We start from the raw sequence: 17,419 nt of genomic DNA, 5'->3' as shown, positions 1-17,419 counted from the left end.
CGTAAAGGAGAGAGTTTGATGGGTTACTCGCAGATCGCGCTCGACATCAGCGAGGGCATTGCCACGCTGACGCTCAACCGCCCGGAAAAGATGAACGCCTTCACCGGCACGATGATGAACGAGATCATCGACGCGATGGACCGCACCGACGCCGATGATGCGGTGCGCGCGGTGATCTTCACCGGGGCGGGGGAACGGGCGTTCTGCGCCGGGGCCGATCTGACCCCGGACGATGGCCGCGCGGTGTTTTCCAGCGGCGATCCGGTCAGCGACCTGTCCGATCCCCGCGTACGCGACGGCGGCGGGCTGCTGACGCTGCGCCTGTTCCAGTCGAAGAAGCCGCTGATCTCGGCCTGCAATGGCGCTGCCGTTGGCGTGGGCATCACCATGCAGCTGCCGATGGACATCCGCCTGGCCAGCGACAACGCGCGCTACGGCTTCGTCTTCGCCCGCCGCGGGATCGTCCCCGAAGCCTGTTCGAGCTGGTTCCTGCCGCGCCTGGTCGGCGTGCAGCAGGCGCTGGAATGGTGCATGACCGGGCGGATCTTCGATGCCCAGGAAGCGCTGCGCGGCGGGCTGGTCCGTTCGGTCCATCCGCAGGGTGAATTGATCGATGCGGCCCGCGGCCTGGCGCGCGAGATTGCCGACAACACCTCTGCCGTATCGATCGCGATGACCCGGGCGATGCTGTGGCGCAATCCCTCGGGCGATCACCCGATGGCGGCGCACAAGGTCGACAGCCGGGCGATCTATCGCCTGTCCAAAGGGGCAGACGCGAAGGAAGGTGTGCAAAGCTTCCTCGAGAAGCGGCCGCCCGCCTTTCCGTTGCGGGTTTCACAGGATATGCCCGACTTCTACCCGTGGTGGGGCAGCGAACCGGAGTACGAATGAGCAGCGCACCGCTTGAAACGACCGAAGCGCCACCGGGCGCCCGCGATCTGCTGCTGCAGACCGCGTCGGACATCATGCGCGAAGGCGATATCGTCGATATCTCGCTGTCCGAACTGTCGCTGCGCTCGGGGCTCAACTCGGCACTGGTTAAATACTATTTCGGCAACAAGGCCGGATTGCTCAAGGCGCTGCTCGATCGCGACATGGCGGGCATCGTCCAGTCGGTCGATGCCCTGCTGGCCAAGGACATGGCCCCCGAAGTGCGGCTGCGCCGCCACATCGGCGCGGTGGTCGATACCTATTACAAGACCCCCTATCTCAACCGCCTGCTGATGCGGCTAGTGCGCGAAAGCGACCCTGACGAGGCGCACCGGATTGCCGACAATTATCTCAGCCCGCTCAGCCGCGCCTATGACAAGCTGATCGAGGACGGGATGAAGCAGGGTGTGTTCCGCGAAATCGATCCGCAGATGTTCTATTTCACCACCACTGGCGCCTGTGACCGCTTCTTCTCTTCGCGGCTGGTGCTCAAGCATTGCTACGATACCGAGGCGCTTACCGAAGAACTGCGCGACCGCTATCGCCAGCACTGCATCGACACGATCATGGCCGGCATCCTCGCGCACTGATGGCAGGCGCCTGGCACATCGGGATTGTCGGCGGGTCGGGACTGGCTGCGGGGCTGGACCTGGAAAATGCACAAGAGATCGAGGTCGAGAGTCCGTTCGGCCTGCCATCCGGACCGGTAACGACTGGAACCCTGGGCGGGGTACGCTTCACCTTTCTGGCGCGGCATGGTGCCGGTCACCGCATTCCGCCCTCGGCAGTAAATTACCGCGCCAATATCGACGCGTTGAAGCGCTGCGGCGTGACGGATGTGATTGCCCTGTCGGCAATCGGATCACTGAACGAGGCCATGGCGCCGGGACACTTTGTCGCCGTCGACCAGTTCATCGACCGCACGAGCGGCCGCGAAGGGAGCTTCTTCGGCCCCGGCATGGTCGCTCATGTTAGTCTGGCCGACCCGGTCTGCGACCGGCTGCGCAGCGCGCTGGTCGCCGCGGTGACGGCGGAAGGGGCGACCGTTCATGACGGTGGCACCTACTTGGCGATGGAAGGACCGCAGTTTTCGACCCGGGCGGAAAGCCGCCTGTATCAAGCCTGGGGCGCCGATGTGATCGGCATGACCGCCATGCCCGAAGCCCGCCTCGCGCGTGAGGCCGAGCTGCCCTATGCCCTGCTCGGCATGGTCACCGACTACGATTCCTGGCGCGAGAACGAGGCCGGGGTCGATGCCGCCGCCGTGCTTGCCGTGATGGCGGCCAACGTCGCCACGGCACAGCAGGCCATGCGCCGCTTCGCCGCCGACCTGCCGCCGGAGCGCGAAGCGAGCCCGATCGACCGCGCGCTGGACTTCGCCATCATGACGGCCCCGGCGCAGCGCGATCGGGCGCTTGCCGCCAAGCTGCAGGCCGTGGCCGGGCGGGTGCTGTGATGAGCGGCGCGGTCGTGCTCTACGATTACTGGCGCTCCAGCGCGGCTTATCGCGTTCGCATCGTCCTGAACCTCAAGGGCATCGCCTATCGCGCAGTGCCCATCGATCTGGCCAAGGGCGAACAAGCCAATGCGGACTATACCGCGCTCAACCCGCAAGGGCTTGTGCCTGCCCTGGCGATCGACGGGCACTTGCTGACGCAAAGCCTCGCGATCATCGACTATCTCGATGCCCGGGTCGACGATCCGCCGATGGTGCCGTCCGATCCGGCCGCGCGGTCGCGGGTGCTGGCCCAGGCACTGATCATCGCCGCCGATGTCCACCCGATCAACAACCTGCGCGTGCTCAATTACCTGCGCCGCGAACTGGGCGCGGACGAGGCCGCGGTCAATCGCTGGTATCACCACTGGATCCTCGAAGGGTTCGCTTCGCTGGAAGAGCAGGCCCCAGCAGACGGCCTGCTGGGCGGAGACCGGCCCAACCTGGCCGACGTGTGTCTGGTGCCGCAAATGGCCAATGCCCGCCGGTTCGAAGTGCCGCTGGACCAATTCCCGCGGCTGGTCGCGGTGGACGAACGGCTGCGCGCGCTGCCGGCCTTTGCCGCTGCCGCGCCCGAAGCGGTCCGACCCGCTTGAAAAATGCCGGCCATGGCCATTGCGCTTGGCCGGCCATGGCCCTAGCAAACTGGTTGCATATGGAACCGGGTTGCCAATGACAGCCAGACAAGCGCGCCTTGCGGACTTTCTGCCCTACCTTCTGTCGGTCACCTCGAACGTGGTGAGCGACCGGATCGCCGATGAATATCGCGCCCGCTTCGGCCTCAAGATTCCCGAATGGCGGGTCATGGCGGTGCTGGGCGATGCCGGGGCGATGACCCAGCGCTCGCTGGTCGGGGCGACGCGGATGGACAAGGTGGCGGTCAACCGCGCCTGCAAGGTGATGGAAGCGCGCGGCCTGATCGCGCGCAGCCCCAACGATGCCGACGGGCGCTCGCACCACCTGGAACTGACCGCGGCGGGCCGGGCGATGCACGGCGCGATCATGCCGATCGCGCTGGACATGGAACGCCGCCTGTTCTCAACCTTCGACCCGGAAGAGCGCGCCACGTTCAAGACGCTGCTCGCCCGCCTGAACGAAGCCGCCGGACATATGGAGAACCCTGAATGAAGCTTGCAACTCTGCCCGGCAGCACCCGTGATGGACGACTGGTGGTGGTCAGCGACGATCTCCACTGGTGCGCATCGGCCCAGCATCTCGTGCCCACGCTGCAAGCCGCGCTGGACGACTGGGACCGGCACGAACCGGCGCTGCGCGCGCTGGCCACCGACGTCGCGCATGAAGCGATCCCGCTCGAACGCTTTCACGAGCGCGAAGCACTGGCCCCGCTGCCGCGCGCCTATCAGTGGGCCGACGGCTCGGCCTACGTCAATCACGTCGAGCTGGTGCGCAAGGCGCGCGGGGCGGAGCTTCCCGACAGCTTCTGGCACGATCCGCTGATGTACCAGGGCGGCAGCGACGATCTGCGCGGCGGACGCGCCCCGATCGTGCTGGCCGACGAGGCCTGGGGCTGCGATCTTGAGGCAGAGATCTGCGTCGTCACCGGCGACGTGCCGCAGGGCGTCGATGCCGCCGCCGCGCTGGCGCAGGTCCGGCTGGTCGGGCTGGTCAACGATGTGTCCTTGCGCAATCTGATTCCGGGCGAACTGGCCAAGGGCTTCGGCTTCGTCCAGTCCAAGCCTGCCACCCACTTCTCGCCGGTGTTCGTCACGCCCGACGCGCTTGGCGATGCCTGGTCGGGTGGCCGGCTGAGCTTGCCGCTGCTGGTCGATCTGAACGGCCAGCCGTTCGGCCGTGCCGAGGCGGGCGAGGAATGCACTTTCGATTTCGGCACACTGATCGCGCATCTGGCCAGGACGCGCAACGTCGGGGCGGGATCGATCATCGGATCGGGTACCGTATCCAACCGCGATCCCGATGGCTCGCCCGGCCGGCCGGTCAGCCAGGGCGGACGCGGCTACAGCTGCATTGCCGAACAGCGGATGGTCGAAACCATCGCTACGGGAGCGGCGACCACGCCGTTCCTGCGCCATGGCGACACGGTGCGGATCGAGATGAAAGACCGCGCCGGGCACACCATCTTCGGTGCGATCGAGCAGACGGTGACGGCACCCTGAAACAACAACCCCCGCACCTTGCGGTACGGGGGCAATTGTTTCGTCCAGGTCTGAACCTTAGCCGGTCTTGGCACCCGGAGTGCCCCCGGCGAAGGCATCGCTGATCGAGCAGGCCGCAGGGCCAAGGATCACGATGAACAGCACCGGCAGAATGAACAGGATCAGCGGCACGGTCATGATCGCCGGCAGACGCGCGGCCTTTTCTTCGGCGCGCATCATGCGTTCGTTGCGGAATTCCGCCGACAGCACGCGCAGGGCAGAGGCCAGCGGCGTACCATAGCGTTCGGTCTGGATCATAGTCGTGGTAACGCCCTTCACCGCTTCAAGGTCGACGCGGTAAGCCAGGTTTTCGAAGGCCTGGCGGCGTTCGCCGAGGAACGACAGCTCGATCGCGGTCAGCGCGAATTCGTCGCCCAGCTCGGGATAGGCCCGGCCCAGTTCCTTGGCGACGCGGTTGAACGCGGCGTCGACGGTCAGGCCGGCTTCGGCGCAGATCACCAGCAGATCGAGCGCGTCGGGCAGGCCCTTGCGGATCTCGTTGGTGCGCTTTTTCTTGATGTTGTTGATGTAGAGATCAGGCGCCTTGTAGCCAAGAATGGTCATGCCCGCGAACAGCGCGAACTTCTTGGTCGGACCCCATTCGGGGAAGACGTTGATCCAGTAGATCAGCGCTGCCGCCGTGACGCCGAACAGCACCGGCAGCACCATGCGGGCGAAGATGACCGCGACGGCATATTCCTTCTTGCGGATGCCGGCCTGGGCCAGCGCCTGCTGGACCGAAGCGACCTGGCTGGCCTGCAACACTTTCAGCGACGACAGCGTGTCGCGCATCTTGTCGGTCGTCTCGTTCTTGCGAACGATCTTGGCGCGCTTCTTGGCCGACTGGGTAACGATGCCGCTCTTGAGCTGCTCGCGCCGCTCGTTGAGCGCCTTGACGCGCTTGGCCATCGGGTCGCGGATGGTCACCGCGGCATAGATCGCGAACATGATCGCGGCGGCTGCCATGCCGGCCAGCAGGGTGCCAGCCCAGATGACGTCGACGCCGAGGAGGGTTGGTCCGGGCGGGGTATTCAACATGTCCTAATTCCTCCCGCTCAGATTTCGAAGCTGACCATCTTGCCCATGATGAACCCGCCAAGGCTCATCCAGACAAGGCCGCCAAGGCCAATCACGATCAGACGCTCATCGGTAAAGAACCCGCCGATATAGCTGGGATTGACGAACCAGATCAGGCCGAAGACGGTGAAGGGCAGCGCGCCGACGATATAGGCCGATGCCTTCGATTCCGAGCTCATCGCCTTGATCTTCAGCTTCATCTGCCCGCGCTTGCGCAGCACGTCGGCCAGGTTCGACAGCGTTTCGGCCAGGTTGCCACCGGTTTCGCGCTGGATCGCCAGAGTGATGCAGAAGAAGCTGAATTCAGGCATGTTTAGCCGGTCGGCAGTGTCCTGAAGGGCGTCCTCCATGGTCTTGCCGATCTTGATGCGTTCGGTGATCGACTTGAACTCCTCGCCCACCGGGCCGGGCACTTCCGAGGCGATCACGCCAAGCGTTTCGGTGACCGGCAGGCCCGAGCGCAGGCCGCGCACAAGCAGTTCGATCGCGTCGGGAAACTTGGTGGTGAAGTTGACGTAGCGCTTCTTGATTGCGCTGTTGACGACCATGTGCGGCACGCCGGCACCAACGATCAGGCCGAAGCCGAGCGAGAGCAGCGCGGCGCCGGTCTTGAGGTACATCAGTACGCAAATCGTCAAGGCAATCCCGCCCGAAGCATAAAGGTACTGGCTAAGCGTCCAGCCCTTGCCCGTGCGGTGCAGGCGCAGCGCCAGGGCGGCGACGCGCGATTCCGAGCCGGCAATCTGGTGCATCTTCGGCTTGCGTGCGGCGACCGCCTTTTTCAGCTGCGCCTCGACCCGGTCGATGGTGCTTTCCGAATGGCGATAGCGCACCGCCTGCAGGCGGCGCGCGCTTTCCTTCGCCACCGACGGCCCGGAAAAGGCCAGATAGCCGAGCACCATGAAGGCCATCAGGCCCATGGCCACGAGCAGGAGCTGGATCATGCCCATCTGCGTCTTACGCCTTCCTTGTCAGGGCTGCCGTCCCGCACGGGTGCGGGAACGGTGCCGGTCCGCATCGATTCCAGATCAGGCCTGGGCCGCAGCGGGTGTCTTGTTCTTCTTCGGCAGCATCGTCTTGAAGTCGAGCTTGCCGAGCAGTGAGGTCTTGGTCTTGACCGCCGCTTCGACGATCTCACCCTGGCCAACGCCCATGACGGCCCGGGCGATGTCGCGGATCACGCTGCCGGCCTTGCTGCTGCGGTTGGCATCGGCAAAGGTCTGGCCAAGCTTGGCGGCATTGGTCGCGGCCTTGACGTCGTAAGGGATCGAGAACCCGATCTTGCGTTCGATTGAGGCTTCAAAGTCCGCCTTGGTGATCTCGGCAACGCCCGACTGGACCTTGTTGGCAATCACGATCGGCTGAACGTGGGCAGCATTGGTCTTGAGCCAGGAGAGGATGCGGATCGCATCGCGCGCGCCGGCCAGGGTCATTTCGGTGGTCAGCAGGACCACGTTCACGTCCGCCAGCAGGTGCGGGAAATTGATCAGCATGTTGCGCGGCAGATCGATGACCGTCATTTCGAAGGCCTGGCGGAATTCTTCCTCCAGCTGCACGAATGCGGCACCATCGGTCATCAGCGGCGAATTCATCGGCGCTTCGGCCGAAAGGATCGCCAGGTGATCGTTGGCGCGGATCATCGCGCGTTCGATGAACAGACCGTCGATGCGGCCCGGGTTCTCGATTGCGTCGGTCAGGCCGCGGCCCGGTTCGAGGTCAAGCGCCAGAGCACCTGTGCCGAAGTGAACGTCGAGGTCGAGCATCGCCGTCGGCATCTTCTCATCGGCCGAGAACAGCCAGGCGAGCGAGGTGGCCAGCGTCGAGGCACCGACCCCGCCGCGCGTGCCGATCACCGCGGTCGAGATGTGCCGTTTGGCCACAGCCGGATCGTGATGCTTGGGCGCGGCGAATACGGCCTGGGCATTGACCAGGGCATCGCGGACCTGCGAGGGCTGCAACGGCTTGAGCAGATAGTCGTGAATGCCGCTGGCGACGAGATCGCGATAGAGGCGCACGTCATTGACCTGCCCGACCGCGATCACCACCGTGCCGGGTTCGCAAACCTCGGCCAGGGCGTTGATGTCGGACAGCGGGTCGCCGCTTTCCGAAAGGTCGACCATCAGGATGTTGGGGCTGGCCGTGATCGAGAGCGACTGGACGGCGTTGCGCAGGCCGCCCTTGTTGCACTTTTCAGGCTGCCAGCCCATTTCGATAACGACAGGGCGCAGGACGTCCAGCGCTGCTTCATCGCAGATGAAGGCGTTGAAGGCGTCGCGGTTGCCGGGGGTGCCGGGCTTCCAGGGAGCGTTCATGGTCTTACTTCCCGTCCTTCGTGGATTCCTGCTTCAGTCCGCCTTCGCCGGTCGGCTTGGCTTCGCGATAGCTGTCGATGGCCTTGGTCGAACTCATCACGATGGTACGGCCGGTTCCTTCGGCACCCTTGATCAGGTGTTCGGGATCCGCGACCATCGCGGCAAGGTTGGAATTGCTGGCACAGCCGTAATTGGTGCTGGTGGCATTGTTCAGCGTGATGTCGGTCTTGCGCGACCAGTCCGGGCAGCCCGGTACCGATGCGGTCGAGCGGGTCACGACGACACGCACCGTGCCGGCGTTGACATAGCCCGGGGTTGCCGGGGCCTCGTCACCGACCAGCATGCCAAAGCGGCTGGCCACAGCTTCGACCGCGCTGCGGGTTGCGCCGCTGGACAGCGGATCGTCGAGCGAGATCCGGTCGCCGTAGCGCAGGTCCATCGCTTCGAACCAGCCCGCCAGGCGGCGCTGTTCGGGCAGCGAAAGTCCGCCGGGGCCCGCGGTTACATCAAGCGTGTAATTGGTCCGTTCGACCACTGGCTGGTGGACGCTTTCAAGGCTGCGATTGCCGCCCATGACACCGCCGCAGCCGCCAAGGGCCAGGCCAAGCGAGAGGGTGATGGCCGCGGCAAAGGCGGTCCGGTTGGTTGAGTTACGCATCGATCGTCACCTCTCTCAATTCAGGCTGAAGCCGGGGGCCGCATCTTTCGATGCATCCGCGGTCCGCGCCTTGCGCTTTGACTTCTTCTCTTCCTTGGTCGGGGCCTGAACCGGAGCGGCGTCGAGCGCACCGACCTTCGGTCCTGTCGCAGCCGAAGGACCGGTCGAAGGCTTGGGACGATCACCGCCCGTCTTGCCGTCGTTTTCAAAGTGGCCCAGCAGCTGCTGCAGCGTGTTGGCGTTCTGATAGCCATCGGTCGGCAGCTTGATGTCATTGGCGTTGACCGGGTTGACCAGGTACGGGGTGACCACGATCACCAGTTCGGTCTCGCCGCGCTGGAAGTTGGTCGAGCGGAACAGCGAACCCAGGATCGGGATATCGCCTGCGCCCGGCATCTTCTTCAGCGTGTTCTGCGCGCTGTTGCTCATCAGCCCCGCGATCATGAAGCTCTGGCCAGAGCCTAGTTCGATCGTCGTTTCGGCGCGGCGCACGGTCAGGGCCGGAACCTGGAAGCCGTTGAGCGTGATCGCTCCCTGGCTCGACAGTTCAGACACTTCCGGGCGGACCCGCATCGAAATCCGGCCATTGGCCAGCACCGTTGGGGTATAGGCCAGACTGACACCGAATTTCTTGTATTCGACTGAAGTCGTGCCCAGGCCCTGGCTGATCGGGATCGGATATTCGCCGCCAGCGAGGAAGTCGGCCGTTTCGCCCGAAAGTGCCGTCAGGTTGGGAGTCGAAAGCGAGGTTACGAGACCCAGCGATTCGCCAAGGTCGAGTGCGCCCAGCAGATCGAGGCCGAGCAGCTTGCCTGCAAAACCCAAAGTGCTCCCGGCCGTGATCGGATTGATCGAGCTGCCGTCCAGCGTGATCGTCTTGGTCGGATCATTGGGATCGGGGATGGTGAGCTGCGGCTTATTGCCGACTCCCAGCACCGAATTGGGACGGAACGCGTTGAATGCTCCGGTGCGACCTTGTCCGATTCCGAACTGAAACCCACCCGATCCATCCATTGTCGTCAGGTTCACGCCAATCTGGCGCACCAGCGAACGGCTGACTTCGGCAAAGCGGACCTGCAGGTTGACCTGCAGCGGCGTCGCCATTTTCAGACGGGTGATGACATTGGCTTCCTTGCCGACAAAGGCCTGGACCAGGCGCTGGGCCTCGGCCGCGTCTTCCGGCGCGGCGATGGTGCCGGTCAGCAGGAAGGTGTTGGTCCCCATGGTCGATACGGCGACATGTGCATCTGGCATGGCCATGCGCAGCATCTGGTCGACGCTGTCGATGTTCGAACCGACCCGGACGTTGGCCGACCAGATCACGTCGCCCGCGGCATTGCTGGCATAGACGGTGGTTTCACCGCCGGCCTTGCCGAAGACATAGAGCTGGCGCGGCGACTTGACCTGGACGTCGGCAATGCTTTCATTGGCAACGAACACATCGGTCATCGCCCCGGCCACGGTAACCAGCTGGCCGCGGCCGATCGAAAGCACGATGTCATTGGCCGGGCGCGAGACCGACTGCGCCTGTGCCGCAGTCGCGGGAAGCAGGGCAAGCGGTGCGGCGAGAGCCGCGGCGGCCAGAAACTTGGTGGCAAGACGGTTCATCGATCGGCCTTTCGTGGCGGAACGGGAGTGGTTGGCGACAGACTTCATCTCAACGGCTCCCCACGGATTCTTCGGTGGTGACCTTGCCGCGGGTCACACGGACCACGGGGCCAGAACGAACAACCGCCGGGCGCGCACCGCCGTAAGCGGGCGAGGGTTGCGAGAACGAACCGCCATACGACGATGCCGACGCGCGCTGGGCCTGGGCCTGGCTGGGCATCGAGCGGCGCTGGAAGCGCGACACGTCGCCGCCGGTGACAAAGGTCGAGCCGCTGTCGATCGGACGGTTGAGCGACTGCGACAGGAACTTGTCCTCTTCTTCCTTGCTCATGTTGCCGGGCACCTTGACGCTGCCGCTGGCAACCGCGCGGTCGAGATCGGCCTGGCTGTCGGCAAGGCTGCGCAGCGACAGGCTGAGCTTGCCGACGTTATCGGCAACCGCGATCTTCTCGGCCAGCTTGGGGGTGACTTCCAGCGTGACGTTGCTGGCGGTCTTGACCACGGTCTTGCCGTTTTCGGTTTCGGTTTCAGTTGACTGGTCGGTGGCCAGCACGCGCAGGTTGCGGATGATGGTTTCCGCGGTCTTGAGCGTGTCGCCGCTGTCGGTCGGCTTGACCTGCTGGGTCAGCACCAGGTCGACGTGGTCGCCCGGGAAGATGAAGCCGGCAACGCCGGTCTGCTTCGACACCGGAATGGTCACGGCGCGCATGCCGGGGCCAAGCGCGGCGGCGAGGAAGCCGCGATCGCCTGGCTTGACCAGGGCGCCCTGGGTAACCGGCTGGCCGGCCGTGATCGGATAGCGGACCACGGTGCCAAGCAGTTTGTTGATGTCGGATTCGCCGTCGATGTAATAGGCGTCCTGGATCATTTCCTTGGGCCACTGCTGGTACGAAACCGAATCGGCGGTGATGATCGTGCCGACCGGCAGGCCGCGCTGGGCGACCAGCACCTTAGGTCCCTTGGGCACCTGCTGGGCCGCTTCGACCTTGGGCGCGGCGGCGCCTACGAAAAGACTGCGGGCAGCCAGAGCCGTGCCAATCGCCACGACCATTGCCCCCATCAGCAGCATCAGCTTCTTCTTATCCATGGCTAAGCAAGCCCCCTCGTAGTGTCCCGAAATCGTTCCATGCTTCTTCGGGCAAACTGGTTAAAATCAGGTTCACTGCAGCCCGGTTGACAGGCTGGTGATCGTTACGGTGTTGGAATACTGGGTGGCGATCACCCACAGGCCGGCAGTGGCGATGGCCACGCCGTAAGGAATGGCAGCCTTGTCGCGCTGACGCCGGGCGATGTGCCAGGCTCCGGTAACAATGGTCAGCAACCCGCCAACCAGGGCCATGACGACCAGAAGCTTCCAGAACCAGTGCGGTGCAATCCACAGCGCCAGCGCGGTCAGCAGCTTTACATCGCCGCCACCCATCCAGCGCAGCGCGAACAGAACCGCGAAAAACGCGAAGACGGCCAGGGCCAGGCCCAGCTGATAGGCTACGTCCGGCCACAGCGAATAGCCGGCGGCCCACCAGTACAGCGGCGCGGTCAGCGCAATGCCCAGGTTCAGCCAGTTGTCGATCTGACGACGGCGAATATCGGTAAAGGCGGCAACCACCAGCGCGATTGCCAACGCCCCTTGCAGTAGGTAACGAATATCGATGTCCGGCATGGTGCCCCCTGGTCTCAGGCAGCACGTGTAAACGGCAGGACTTACTAAAAAGTAACCAGTCCCAAGAGGCCGGAATTAGGCAAATGTACCAAGCAAGCGAACCGGCCAGCAGCGGCGCAATCGATCGCCGCGCAATCCCTGCCGCGGCGCAGGAAGGTAAATGGCTGGCCCCGGATGGCCACGCCATCCGCCGGATCGACTGGCCGGGCGCGGCGCAGCCGGCGCAAGGCTCCCTGCTGTTCTGCCCGGGGCGCGGCGATTGCTATGAAAAGTATCTGGAAACGCTGCACCACTGGCACGGACTGGGCTGGCACGTCACCGCGATCGACTGGCGGGGGCAGGCGGGGTCGGGCCGACTGGGCACCGATGACGTCACGGGTCATATCGACGATTTCGCGACCTGGGTCGGCGATCTTGCCGCGTTCTGGCCGCAGTGGTGTTCTGATACGCCGGGACCGCACGTTCTGGCCGGGCATTCGATGGGCGGGCACCTGGTGCTGCGCGCCGCGGCAGAGGGCAGGGTCAGTCCCGATGGCCTGATCCTGTCCGCGCCGATGCTGGGCTTTCGCGATTCCTATGCGCCGGACCTGATCACCCATCTGGCGGCCAAGCTGATGTGCCGCATCGGCGATCCGCGCCGCCCCGCCTGGAAGTGGAGCGAAAAGCCGGGTGAGGTGCCCTCTGACCGGATCGATCTGCTGACCCATGACGGTGCCCGCTATGCCGACGAGCTGTGGTGGCGAAAGGCGCGGCCCGAGCTGGCGATGGGGCCAGGATCGTGGGGCTGGGTCGAACGCGCCTATGCCTCGATGCGGGTGCTCGACCGGCGCGGCGCGCTCGATGCGGTGCGCATGCCGGTGCTGATCCTTGGCGCGGCGCATGACGAGCTGGTCGGCTATGCCGCGATCGTCCGCGCCGTAGCGCAGCTGCGCGACTGCGAACTGGTCCGCTTTGGCGAGGAAGGCCGCCACGAACTGCTGCGCGAGGAAGACGCCGTGCGCAACCGCGCGGTCGAAGCCTGCGACGACTTCCTGCACCGCATCGCCGAGGATTAGGGCGGTGAGCCAGGCCTTCGATTACGCCATTGTCGGCGCGGGCATCGCCGGTGCCTCGCTGGCCGCGGGACTGATCGAAGACGGCCGGGTGCTGGTGCTCGAGGCCGAGGATCAGCCGGGCTATCATTCGACCGGCCGCTCCGCCGCGTTCTGGACCGAAAGCTATGGCGGGCCGCTGGTGCAGCCACTGACCACGGCGTCGGCCGACTTTCTTCAGGCGCATGGCTTCGTCTCACCGCGCGGCGCGCTGACTCTGGCGCGGGCAGAGGAAAAGGCCGAACTCGACGCGTTCATTGCCGAATTCACCGCGCTTGGCGTGCGGGTCGAACCGCTCGACCGTGCCGCGCTGGAAGTTCGGTTGCCGGAGCTCGACCCGCAATGGCGCAGCGGCGCCTATGAGCCCGATTGCCAGGACATCGACGTTGCCGCGCTCCACCAGCACTGGCTCAGCGAAGCGCGGCGCGGCGGGGCAGAAATCGTGAGCCGTGCCCGGCTGGACACGGCGCAGCGCCGTGACGGGCTGTGGCACCTGCAAACCGAGGCGGGACACAGGTTCACCGCGCGGGTGCTGATCGACGCGGCCGGGGCTTGGGCCGATCCGGTCGCCGTACTGGCCGGTGCTGCGCCGCTGGGCATCCAGCCATATCGCCGCACCGTCGCGCAGCTGCGCATGGGGGTGCCCGTACCCGCCGATCTGCCCCTGACCTTCGGGATCGACGAGCTGTTCTATTTCAAGCCAGAGGGCGGCAAGCTGTGGCTCAGCCCGCACGATGAAACGCCGTGCGAACCGTGCGATGCGGCGGCGGAAGAGATTGACGTGGCCCTAGCGATCGACCGCTTCCAGCAGGTGGTCGACTGGCCGATCGAACAGGTCGAACAGCGCTGGGCCGGGCTGCGCAGCTTCGCGCCGGACCGGCTGCCGGTCTATGGTTTCGACGCGGCAGTGCCGGACTTCTTCTGGTTTGCCGGGCAGGGCGGGTTCGGCATCCAGACTGCCCCGGCGGCAGCGGACCTGGCACTGCGGCTGCTGCGGGGGCAAGCGCCGGGCGCGGTCGATCCGAACCCCTATGATCCGGCGCGATTTGCCCGCTAGCAATTGCCGATCTTTGCGATAGTCTTCGCGTCACCAGCAATGGAGAGTCGCATGGCACACCGGTTTGAAATTCGTAAGAACAAGGGCGGGGAGTTCGTTGCCTATTTCTGCTACAATGCGGAAACGATCTTCTGGACCGAAGGCTACAGCAGCAAGGCCAGCGCCAGGAACGCGATCGAATCGATCAAGAAGAACGGGCCAGCCGCTGAAACGGTCGACACCACGACCGACTGATCAGACCCGCGCCGCGTCTGCTGCGTTGCTGGCCAGGCGGTCGGCGCGCTCGTTTTCCGCGTGGCCGTTGTGGCCCTTGACCCAGACCCATTTGATCTTGTGGGGGCGCACGGCGGCCAGCAGATCCTGCCACAGGTCAGCATTGGCGACGGGCTTCTTTGCCGCGTTCTTCCAGCCGTTCTTCTGCCAGCCGAACACCCAGCCGGTGATCCCGTCGATCACATAGCGGCTGTCGGTATGCAGCGCGACGTCGCACGGCTGCTTCAGCGCATTGAGCGCGCGGATCACGGCGGTCAGTTCCATCCGGTTGTTGGTCGTCGCCGGATCGCTGCCGCTCAATTCCTTTTCACGCTCATCCGTGCGCAGCACCGCGCCCCAGCCGCCGGGGCCAGGATTGCCCTTGCAGGCGCCATCGGTGAAAATCTCGACGTGCTTCATGCTGCAGCGAAGACGGCGGCATTGGCCGGATCGGCGTAGAAAGCCATGCGCCTGGCAAAGGCCATCGGGTCCTTGGGCATGACCAGCGCGCCGCGCGGGGTGTTGAGCCAGTCATAGGCGCGCGAGGCGACAAAGCGCAGGCACGCCCCGCGCGCCAGCACCGGCAAGGCCGCGCGTTCCGGATCGGACAGCGGACGAGCGGCTGCGTATCCGGCCAGCAAGGCCTGCGACAAGGCCGGATCGAACGTCCGGCCATCGCCCGAAAAGCACCAGGCGGCATGGGTAGTCGCCACGTCGTAAGCCGTGATGTCGTTGCAGGCGAAATAGAAGTCGATCAGCCCGCTGACCTTGCTGCCCAGCATCAGCACGTTGTCAGGAAACAGATCGGCGTGGATCACCGAGCGCGGCAGGCCTGTCGGCCATTCCCGTTCAAGCGTGTCCAGCGCATCCGTGACCAGTGCGGGCAGCGCCGCGTCGATCTCCGCCAGGCCGGACGGTCCGCAGGCTTTGAGCAGGCGGCGCGATTCAGCCAGGTCCATGCCGTTGGCGCGGGTCGCCGGGAAATCCGCCGCGGCGAGGTGGACCTGGGCCAAGGCTTGTCCCACTGCGTATGCCTGTGCCGGGATGGGCTGACTGACCGAGACTCCGGGCAGAAACTCGATCAAGGCCACGCACTTGCCATCGATCACGCGGAACAGGTTGCCTTCGCGGTCATGGATCGTGCGCGGCACCGGACAGCCCCTGGCCGCTAGGTGATCGAGCAGGCCCAGGAAATAGGGCAGCTCGGCGGTGTCGATGCGGTATTCGTACATTGTCAGGATGAACCGCGCGCCGGTTCCATCGCGGCCCGAGGTTTCGATCAGCCAGTTGGAATTGGACACCCCTTCCGCAATGCCCTTGGCGCTGCGCAGTTCGCCGACGTCAAACGCGGCGATCAGCGCGGCCATGTCCTCGGCACCAAGGTGGGTATAGACCGCCACGGTGGATCAGTCCGTCAGCTGGCGCGGCAGCTTGAACACCATGTGTTCTTCGGTGATGACGACCTTTTCGACAGTGATGTCGCGCAGCGATGCGATCCGGGCAACGACTTCATCGACCAGTGCTTCGGGAGCGGAGGCACCGGCGGTAAGGCCCATCGTCTCGACCCCGTCGAGCCAGGCCGGATCGATCTCCGCAGCGCGCTGGACCATGTAGGACTTTGCGCCGCAGCGTTCCGCCACTTCAAGCAGGCGCAGCGAGTTCGAGCTTTTCGGACTGCCGATCACCAGTACCAGCTGGCAGCGCGGCGCGATCGCCTTGACCGCGGCCTGGCGGTTCGACGTGGCATAGCAGATGTCCTCGGCGCGCGGCGCGACGATCTGCGGAAAGCGGCGCTGCAACGCGGCAACGATCTGCGCGGTATCGTCAACCGACAGGGTGGTCTGGGTCAGGAAGGCCAGCGCGGCGCCTTCGGGAAACGTCAGTTGCTCGGCGTCTTCTTCGGTCTCGACCAGCGTGATAGAACCTTCCGGCACCTGGCCCATCGTGCCGATCACTTCGGGATGGCCCTTGTGGCCGATGAACAGGATGTGGCGGCCAGCCTCGATCTGACGCTCAGCCTGGCGGTGGACCTTGCTGACCAGCGGGCAGGTCGCATCCAGCCAGTCGAGCCCGCGATTCGTTGCCTCGGCCGGCACCGACTTCGGCACGCCGTGAGCGCTGAACACCACCTGGGCACCGTCAGGCACCTCGTCCAGTTCCTCGACGAACACCGCGCCTTTTTCGCGCAGGCCATCGACGACATACTGGTTGTGGACGATTTCGTGGCGGACGTAGACCGGCTTGCCATAGCGGACCAGCGCCCGCTCGACGATTTCGATCGCGCGGTCGACACCGGCGCAGAATCCGCGCGGTGCGGCCAGCAGCAGGTGCATCGGAGGCAGGGCCCCGTCGGGAAAGGCAGCGTTCATGTTCGCCCCCCTAGCGCTTTCGCTTGTGTGCGGCTAGGGCAAGCGGAAATCGAGCCGCAGGCCGAAAAGCAAGGAAGCCGAAATGATCGTTCGCCCCCGCCTGATTGCCACTGCCACGCTGGTTGCTGCCCTGGCGGGCTGTTCCTCGACCGGTGAAATCGTCGTGGATCAGGGCGTCGGCATCCAGGCTGTGCGCAGCGCCTGCCCGGCCGTCGGCATTCCCGACTACACCGGCGATGTGACGCTGTTCCGTACGCCCGGCAGCACGACTGCCGACAACATTGACGTGGTCGCCGCGATGACCAACGTTCGTTCGACCTGCAACGACAGCGGCGACAAGGTGTTTACCCAGGCAACCTTCGATGTGCTCGCCCGCCGCACCGACACTCGCGGCGCGCGCCAGGTGAGCATCCCCTATTTCGCCACGGTTCTGCGCGGCGGGACCGCGGTGATCTCCAAGCGCGTCGGCCAGGTCACGCTGAGCTTCGCCGATGGTCAGGAACGGGCCCAGGCCAGCGGCACCGGCTCCGCCTATGTCGACCGGGCCGAAGCGACCCTGCCTGCCGACATTCGTGAACGTATCACCCGCCAGCGCAAGGCCGGCGAGGCCGATGCGGCGATCGATCCGCTGTCCGAACCCGACGTCAAGGCCGCGGTTGCCCGCGCCACGTTCGAACTGCTGGTCGGCTTCCAGCTCGACCAGAACCAGCTCAACTACAACGGCACGCGCTAGGCG

Annotated in this window: 20 protein-coding genes; 10 read left to right on the top strand and 10 right to left on the bottom strand. The window is 65.2% G+C overall.

Annotated features, from left to right (window positions below; translation table 11 throughout):
- Positions 1-18: 18 nt before the first annotated feature.
- From ACFFF7_RS03500 to ACFFF7_RS03475, 6 genes are all read left to right on the top strand, one after another.
- Complete coding sequence (locus tag ACFFF7_RS03500) at positions 19-891, top strand: crotonase/enoyl-CoA hydratase family protein (protein ID WP_379479969.1); 873 nt, start codon at positions 19-21, stop codon at positions 889-891.
- On the top strand, positions 888-1,520 hold the full coding sequence (locus tag ACFFF7_RS03495) for a TetR family transcriptional regulator (protein WP_379479968.1): 633 nt from the start codon (positions 888-890) through the stop codon (positions 1,518-1,520). Before ACFFF7_RS03500 ends, ACFFF7_RS03495 begins: the two co-directional genes overlap by 4 nt.
- Complete coding sequence (mtnP, locus tag ACFFF7_RS03490) at positions 1,520-2,386, top strand: S-methyl-5'-thioadenosine phosphorylase (RefSeq protein ID WP_379479967.1); 867 nt, start codon at positions 1,520-1,522, stop codon at positions 2,384-2,386. Before ACFFF7_RS03495 ends, mtnP begins: the two co-directional genes overlap by 1 nt.
- The gene (gene maiA, locus ACFFF7_RS03485) at positions 2,386-3,021 is read left to right on the top strand and encodes a maleylacetoacetate isomerase (protein WP_379479966.1); all 636 of its coding nucleotides are present in this window, start codon (positions 2,386-2,388) and stop codon (positions 3,019-3,021) included. Before mtnP ends, maiA begins: the two co-directional genes overlap by 1 nt.
- Before the next feature lie 76 nt (positions 3,022-3,097).
- Positions 3,098-3,553: a MarR family winged helix-turn-helix transcriptional regulator gene (locus ACFFF7_RS03480; RefSeq protein ID WP_379479965.1), complete on the top strand. Its 456-nt coding sequence runs from the start codon at positions 3,098-3,100 to the stop codon at positions 3,551-3,553.
- Positions 3,550-4,560 (top strand): fumarylacetoacetate hydrolase family protein, encoded by a 1,011-nt coding sequence (locus tag ACFFF7_RS03475; RefSeq protein WP_379479964.1) that lies wholly within the window; start codon positions 3,550-3,552, stop codon positions 4,558-4,560. The genes ACFFF7_RS03480 and ACFFF7_RS03475 overlap by 4 nt, the downstream gene beginning before the upstream one ends.
- Before the next feature lie 57 nt (positions 4,561-4,617).
- Here the strand turns inward: ACFFF7_RS03475 and ACFFF7_RS03470 are convergent, their stop codons facing one another.
- The 7 genes from ACFFF7_RS03470 to ACFFF7_RS03440 form a co-directional block, all read right to left on the bottom strand.
- Positions 4,618-5,637 (bottom strand): type II secretion system F family protein, encoded by a 1,020-nt coding sequence (locus ACFFF7_RS03470; RefSeq protein WP_379479963.1) that lies wholly within the window; start codon positions 5,635-5,637, stop codon positions 4,618-4,620.
- A gap of 17 nt (positions 5,638-5,654) precedes the next feature.
- Positions 5,655-6,626 (bottom strand): type II secretion system F family protein, encoded by a 972-nt coding sequence (locus ACFFF7_RS03465; RefSeq protein WP_379479962.1) that lies wholly within the window; start codon positions 6,624-6,626, stop codon positions 5,655-5,657.
- Positions 6,627-6,704: 78 nt separating this feature from the next.
- Complete coding sequence (locus tag ACFFF7_RS03460; RefSeq protein ID WP_379479961.1) at positions 6,705-7,988, bottom strand: pilus assembly protein CpaE; 1,284 nt, start codon at positions 7,986-7,988, stop codon at positions 6,705-6,707.
- Between the two features lie 4 nt (positions 7,989-7,992).
- Complete coding sequence (locus tag ACFFF7_RS03455) at positions 7,993-8,646, bottom strand: CpaD family pilus assembly protein (protein ID WP_379479960.1); 654 nt, start codon at positions 8,644-8,646, stop codon at positions 7,993-7,995.
- A 15-nt stretch (positions 8,647-8,661) separates the two neighbouring features.
- A complete protein-coding gene (locus tag ACFFF7_RS03450) occupies positions 8,662-10,254 on the bottom strand; it encodes a type II and III secretion system protein family protein (RefSeq protein WP_379479959.1) in 1,593 nt (530 codons plus the stop codon).
- Positions 10,255-10,303: 49 nt separating this feature from the next.
- A complete protein-coding gene (gene cpaB, locus ACFFF7_RS03445) occupies positions 10,304-11,341 on the bottom strand; it encodes a Flp pilus assembly protein CpaB (protein WP_379479958.1) in 1,038 nt (345 codons plus the stop codon).
- Positions 11,342-11,413: 72 nt separating this feature from the next.
- Positions 11,414-11,914, bottom strand: coding sequence for an A24 family peptidase (locus ACFFF7_RS03440; protein ID WP_379479957.1), 501 nt, complete (start codon positions 11,912-11,914; stop codon positions 11,414-11,416).
- Positions 11,915-11,997: 83 nt separating this feature from the next.
- Here ACFFF7_RS03440 and ACFFF7_RS03435 point away from each other — a divergent pair, with 83 nt between their 5' ends.
- The 3 genes from ACFFF7_RS03435 to ACFFF7_RS03425 are packed head-to-tail and all read left to right on the top strand — an operon-like array spanning position 11,998 to position 14,296.
- Positions 11,998-12,969 (top strand): alpha/beta fold hydrolase, encoded by a 972-nt coding sequence (locus ACFFF7_RS03435; RefSeq protein WP_379479956.1) that lies wholly within the window; start codon positions 11,998-12,000, stop codon positions 12,967-12,969.
- A 4-nt stretch (positions 12,970-12,973) separates the two neighbouring features.
- The gene (locus tag ACFFF7_RS03430; RefSeq protein WP_379479955.1) at positions 12,974-14,062 is read left to right on the top strand and encodes an NAD(P)/FAD-dependent oxidoreductase; all 1,089 of its coding nucleotides are present in this window, start codon (positions 12,974-12,976) and stop codon (positions 14,060-14,062) included.
- Positions 14,063-14,113: 51 nt separating this feature from the next.
- Positions 14,114-14,296, top strand: a complete 183-nt coding sequence (locus ACFFF7_RS03425; RefSeq protein ID WP_379479954.1) for a YegP family protein — start codon at positions 14,114-14,116, stop codon at positions 14,294-14,296.
- Here ACFFF7_RS03425 and rnhA read toward each other — a convergent pair whose 3' ends face one another.
- The 3 genes from rnhA to ispH are packed head-to-tail and all read right to left on the bottom strand — an operon-like array spanning position 14,297 to position 16,683.
- Positions 14,297-14,734 carry a ribonuclease HI gene (gene rnhA / locus ACFFF7_RS03420; protein ID WP_379479953.1) on the bottom strand — a complete coding sequence of 146 codons (438 nt, stop codon included), beginning with the start codon at positions 14,732-14,734 and terminating at the stop codon, positions 14,297-14,299.
- Positions 14,731-15,714 (bottom strand): homoserine kinase, encoded by a 984-nt coding sequence (gene thrB, locus ACFFF7_RS03415; RefSeq protein WP_379479952.1) that lies wholly within the window; start codon positions 15,712-15,714, stop codon positions 14,731-14,733. Before thrB ends, rnhA begins: the two co-directional genes overlap by 4 nt.
- Positions 15,715-15,720: 6 nt before the next feature.
- Positions 15,721-16,683, bottom strand: a complete 963-nt coding sequence (ispH, locus tag ACFFF7_RS03410) for a 4-hydroxy-3-methylbut-2-enyl diphosphate reductase (RefSeq protein ID WP_379479951.1) — start codon at positions 16,681-16,683, stop codon at positions 15,721-15,723.
- Positions 16,684-16,765: 82 nt separating this feature from the next.
- Here ispH and ACFFF7_RS03405 point away from each other — a divergent pair, with 82 nt between their 5' ends.
- Entirely contained in the window at positions 16,766-17,416 is a 651-nt protein-coding gene (locus ACFFF7_RS03405; protein ID WP_379479950.1) for a hypothetical protein, read from the top strand.
- Positions 17,417-17,419: the final 3 nt, after the last annotated feature.

Origin of the sequence: Novosphingobium aquiterrae (genome assembly GCF_042434435.1) — a bacterium.
Taxonomy (GTDB): Bacteria; Pseudomonadota; Alphaproteobacteria; order Sphingomonadales; family Sphingomonadaceae; genus Novosphingobium; species Novosphingobium aquiterrae.
This window is presented reverse-complemented; position numbering and strand designations above follow the sequence as displayed.

What these genes read in the sequence shown, in the direction of transcription:
- ACFFF7_RS03450 (WP_379479959.1), bottom strand. Translation starts at nt 10,254, where the DNA reads ATGAACCGTCTTGCCACCAAGTTTCTGGCCGCCGCGGCTCTCGCCGCA.
- ACFFF7_RS03435 (WP_379479956.1), top strand. Translation starts at nt 11,998, where the DNA reads ATGTACCAAGCAAGCGAACCGGCCAGCAGCGGCGCAATCGATCGCCGC.
- ispH (WP_379479951.1), bottom strand. Translation starts at nt 16,683, where the DNA reads ATGAACGCTGCCTTTCCCGACGGGGCCCTGCCTCCGATGCACCTGCTG.
- mtnP (WP_379479967.1), top strand. Translation starts at nt 1,520, where the DNA reads ATGGCAGGCGCCTGGCACATCGGGATTGTCGGCGGGTCGGGACTGGCT.
- ACFFF7_RS03470 (WP_379479963.1), bottom strand. Translation starts at nt 5,637, where the DNA reads ATGTTGAATACCCCGCCCGGACCAACCCTCCTCGGCGTCGACGTCATC.
- ACFFF7_RS03405 (WP_379479950.1), top strand. Translation starts at nt 16,766, where the DNA reads ATGATCGTTCGCCCCCGCCTGATTGCCACTGCCACGCTGGTTGCTGCC.
- ACFFF7_RS03480 (WP_379479965.1), top strand. Translation starts at nt 3,098, where the DNA reads ATGACAGCCAGACAAGCGCGCCTTGCGGACTTTCTGCCCTACCTTCTG.
- ACFFF7_RS03425 (WP_379479954.1), top strand. Translation starts at nt 14,114, where the DNA reads ATGGCACACCGGTTTGAAATTCGTAAGAACAAGGGCGGGGAGTTCGTT.
- ACFFF7_RS03460 (WP_379479961.1), bottom strand. Translation starts at nt 7,988, where the DNA reads ATGAACGCTCCCTGGAAGCCCGGCACCCCCGGCAACCGCGACGCCTTC.
- ACFFF7_RS03475 (WP_379479964.1), top strand. Translation starts at nt 3,550, where the DNA reads ATGAAGCTTGCAACTCTGCCCGGCAGCACCCGTGATGGACGACTGGTG.
- maiA (WP_379479966.1), top strand. Translation starts at nt 2,386, where the DNA reads ATGAGCGGCGCGGTCGTGCTCTACGATTACTGGCGCTCCAGCGCGGCT.
- ACFFF7_RS03465 (WP_379479962.1), bottom strand. Translation starts at nt 6,626, where the DNA reads ATGGGCATGATCCAGCTCCTGCTCGTGGCCATGGGCCTGATGGCCTTC.
- ACFFF7_RS03500 (WP_379479969.1), top strand. Translation starts at nt 19, where the DNA reads ATGGGTTACTCGCAGATCGCGCTCGACATCAGCGAGGGCATTGCCACG.
- ACFFF7_RS03495 (WP_379479968.1), top strand. Translation starts at nt 888, where the DNA reads ATGAGCAGCGCACCGCTTGAAACGACCGAAGCGCCACCGGGCGCCCGC.
- ACFFF7_RS03440 (WP_379479957.1), bottom strand. Translation starts at nt 11,914, where the DNA reads ATGCCGGACATCGATATTCGTTACCTACTGCAAGGGGCGTTGGCAATC.
- ACFFF7_RS03455 (WP_379479960.1), bottom strand. Translation starts at nt 8,646, where the DNA reads ATGCGTAACTCAACCAACCGGACCGCCTTTGCCGCGGCCATCACCCTC.
- cpaB (WP_379479958.1), bottom strand. Translation starts at nt 11,341, where the DNA reads ATGGATAAGAAGAAGCTGATGCTGCTGATGGGGGCAATGGTCGTGGCG.
- rnhA (WP_379479953.1), bottom strand. Translation starts at nt 14,734, where the DNA reads ATGAAGCACGTCGAGATTTTCACCGATGGCGCCTGCAAGGGCAATCCT.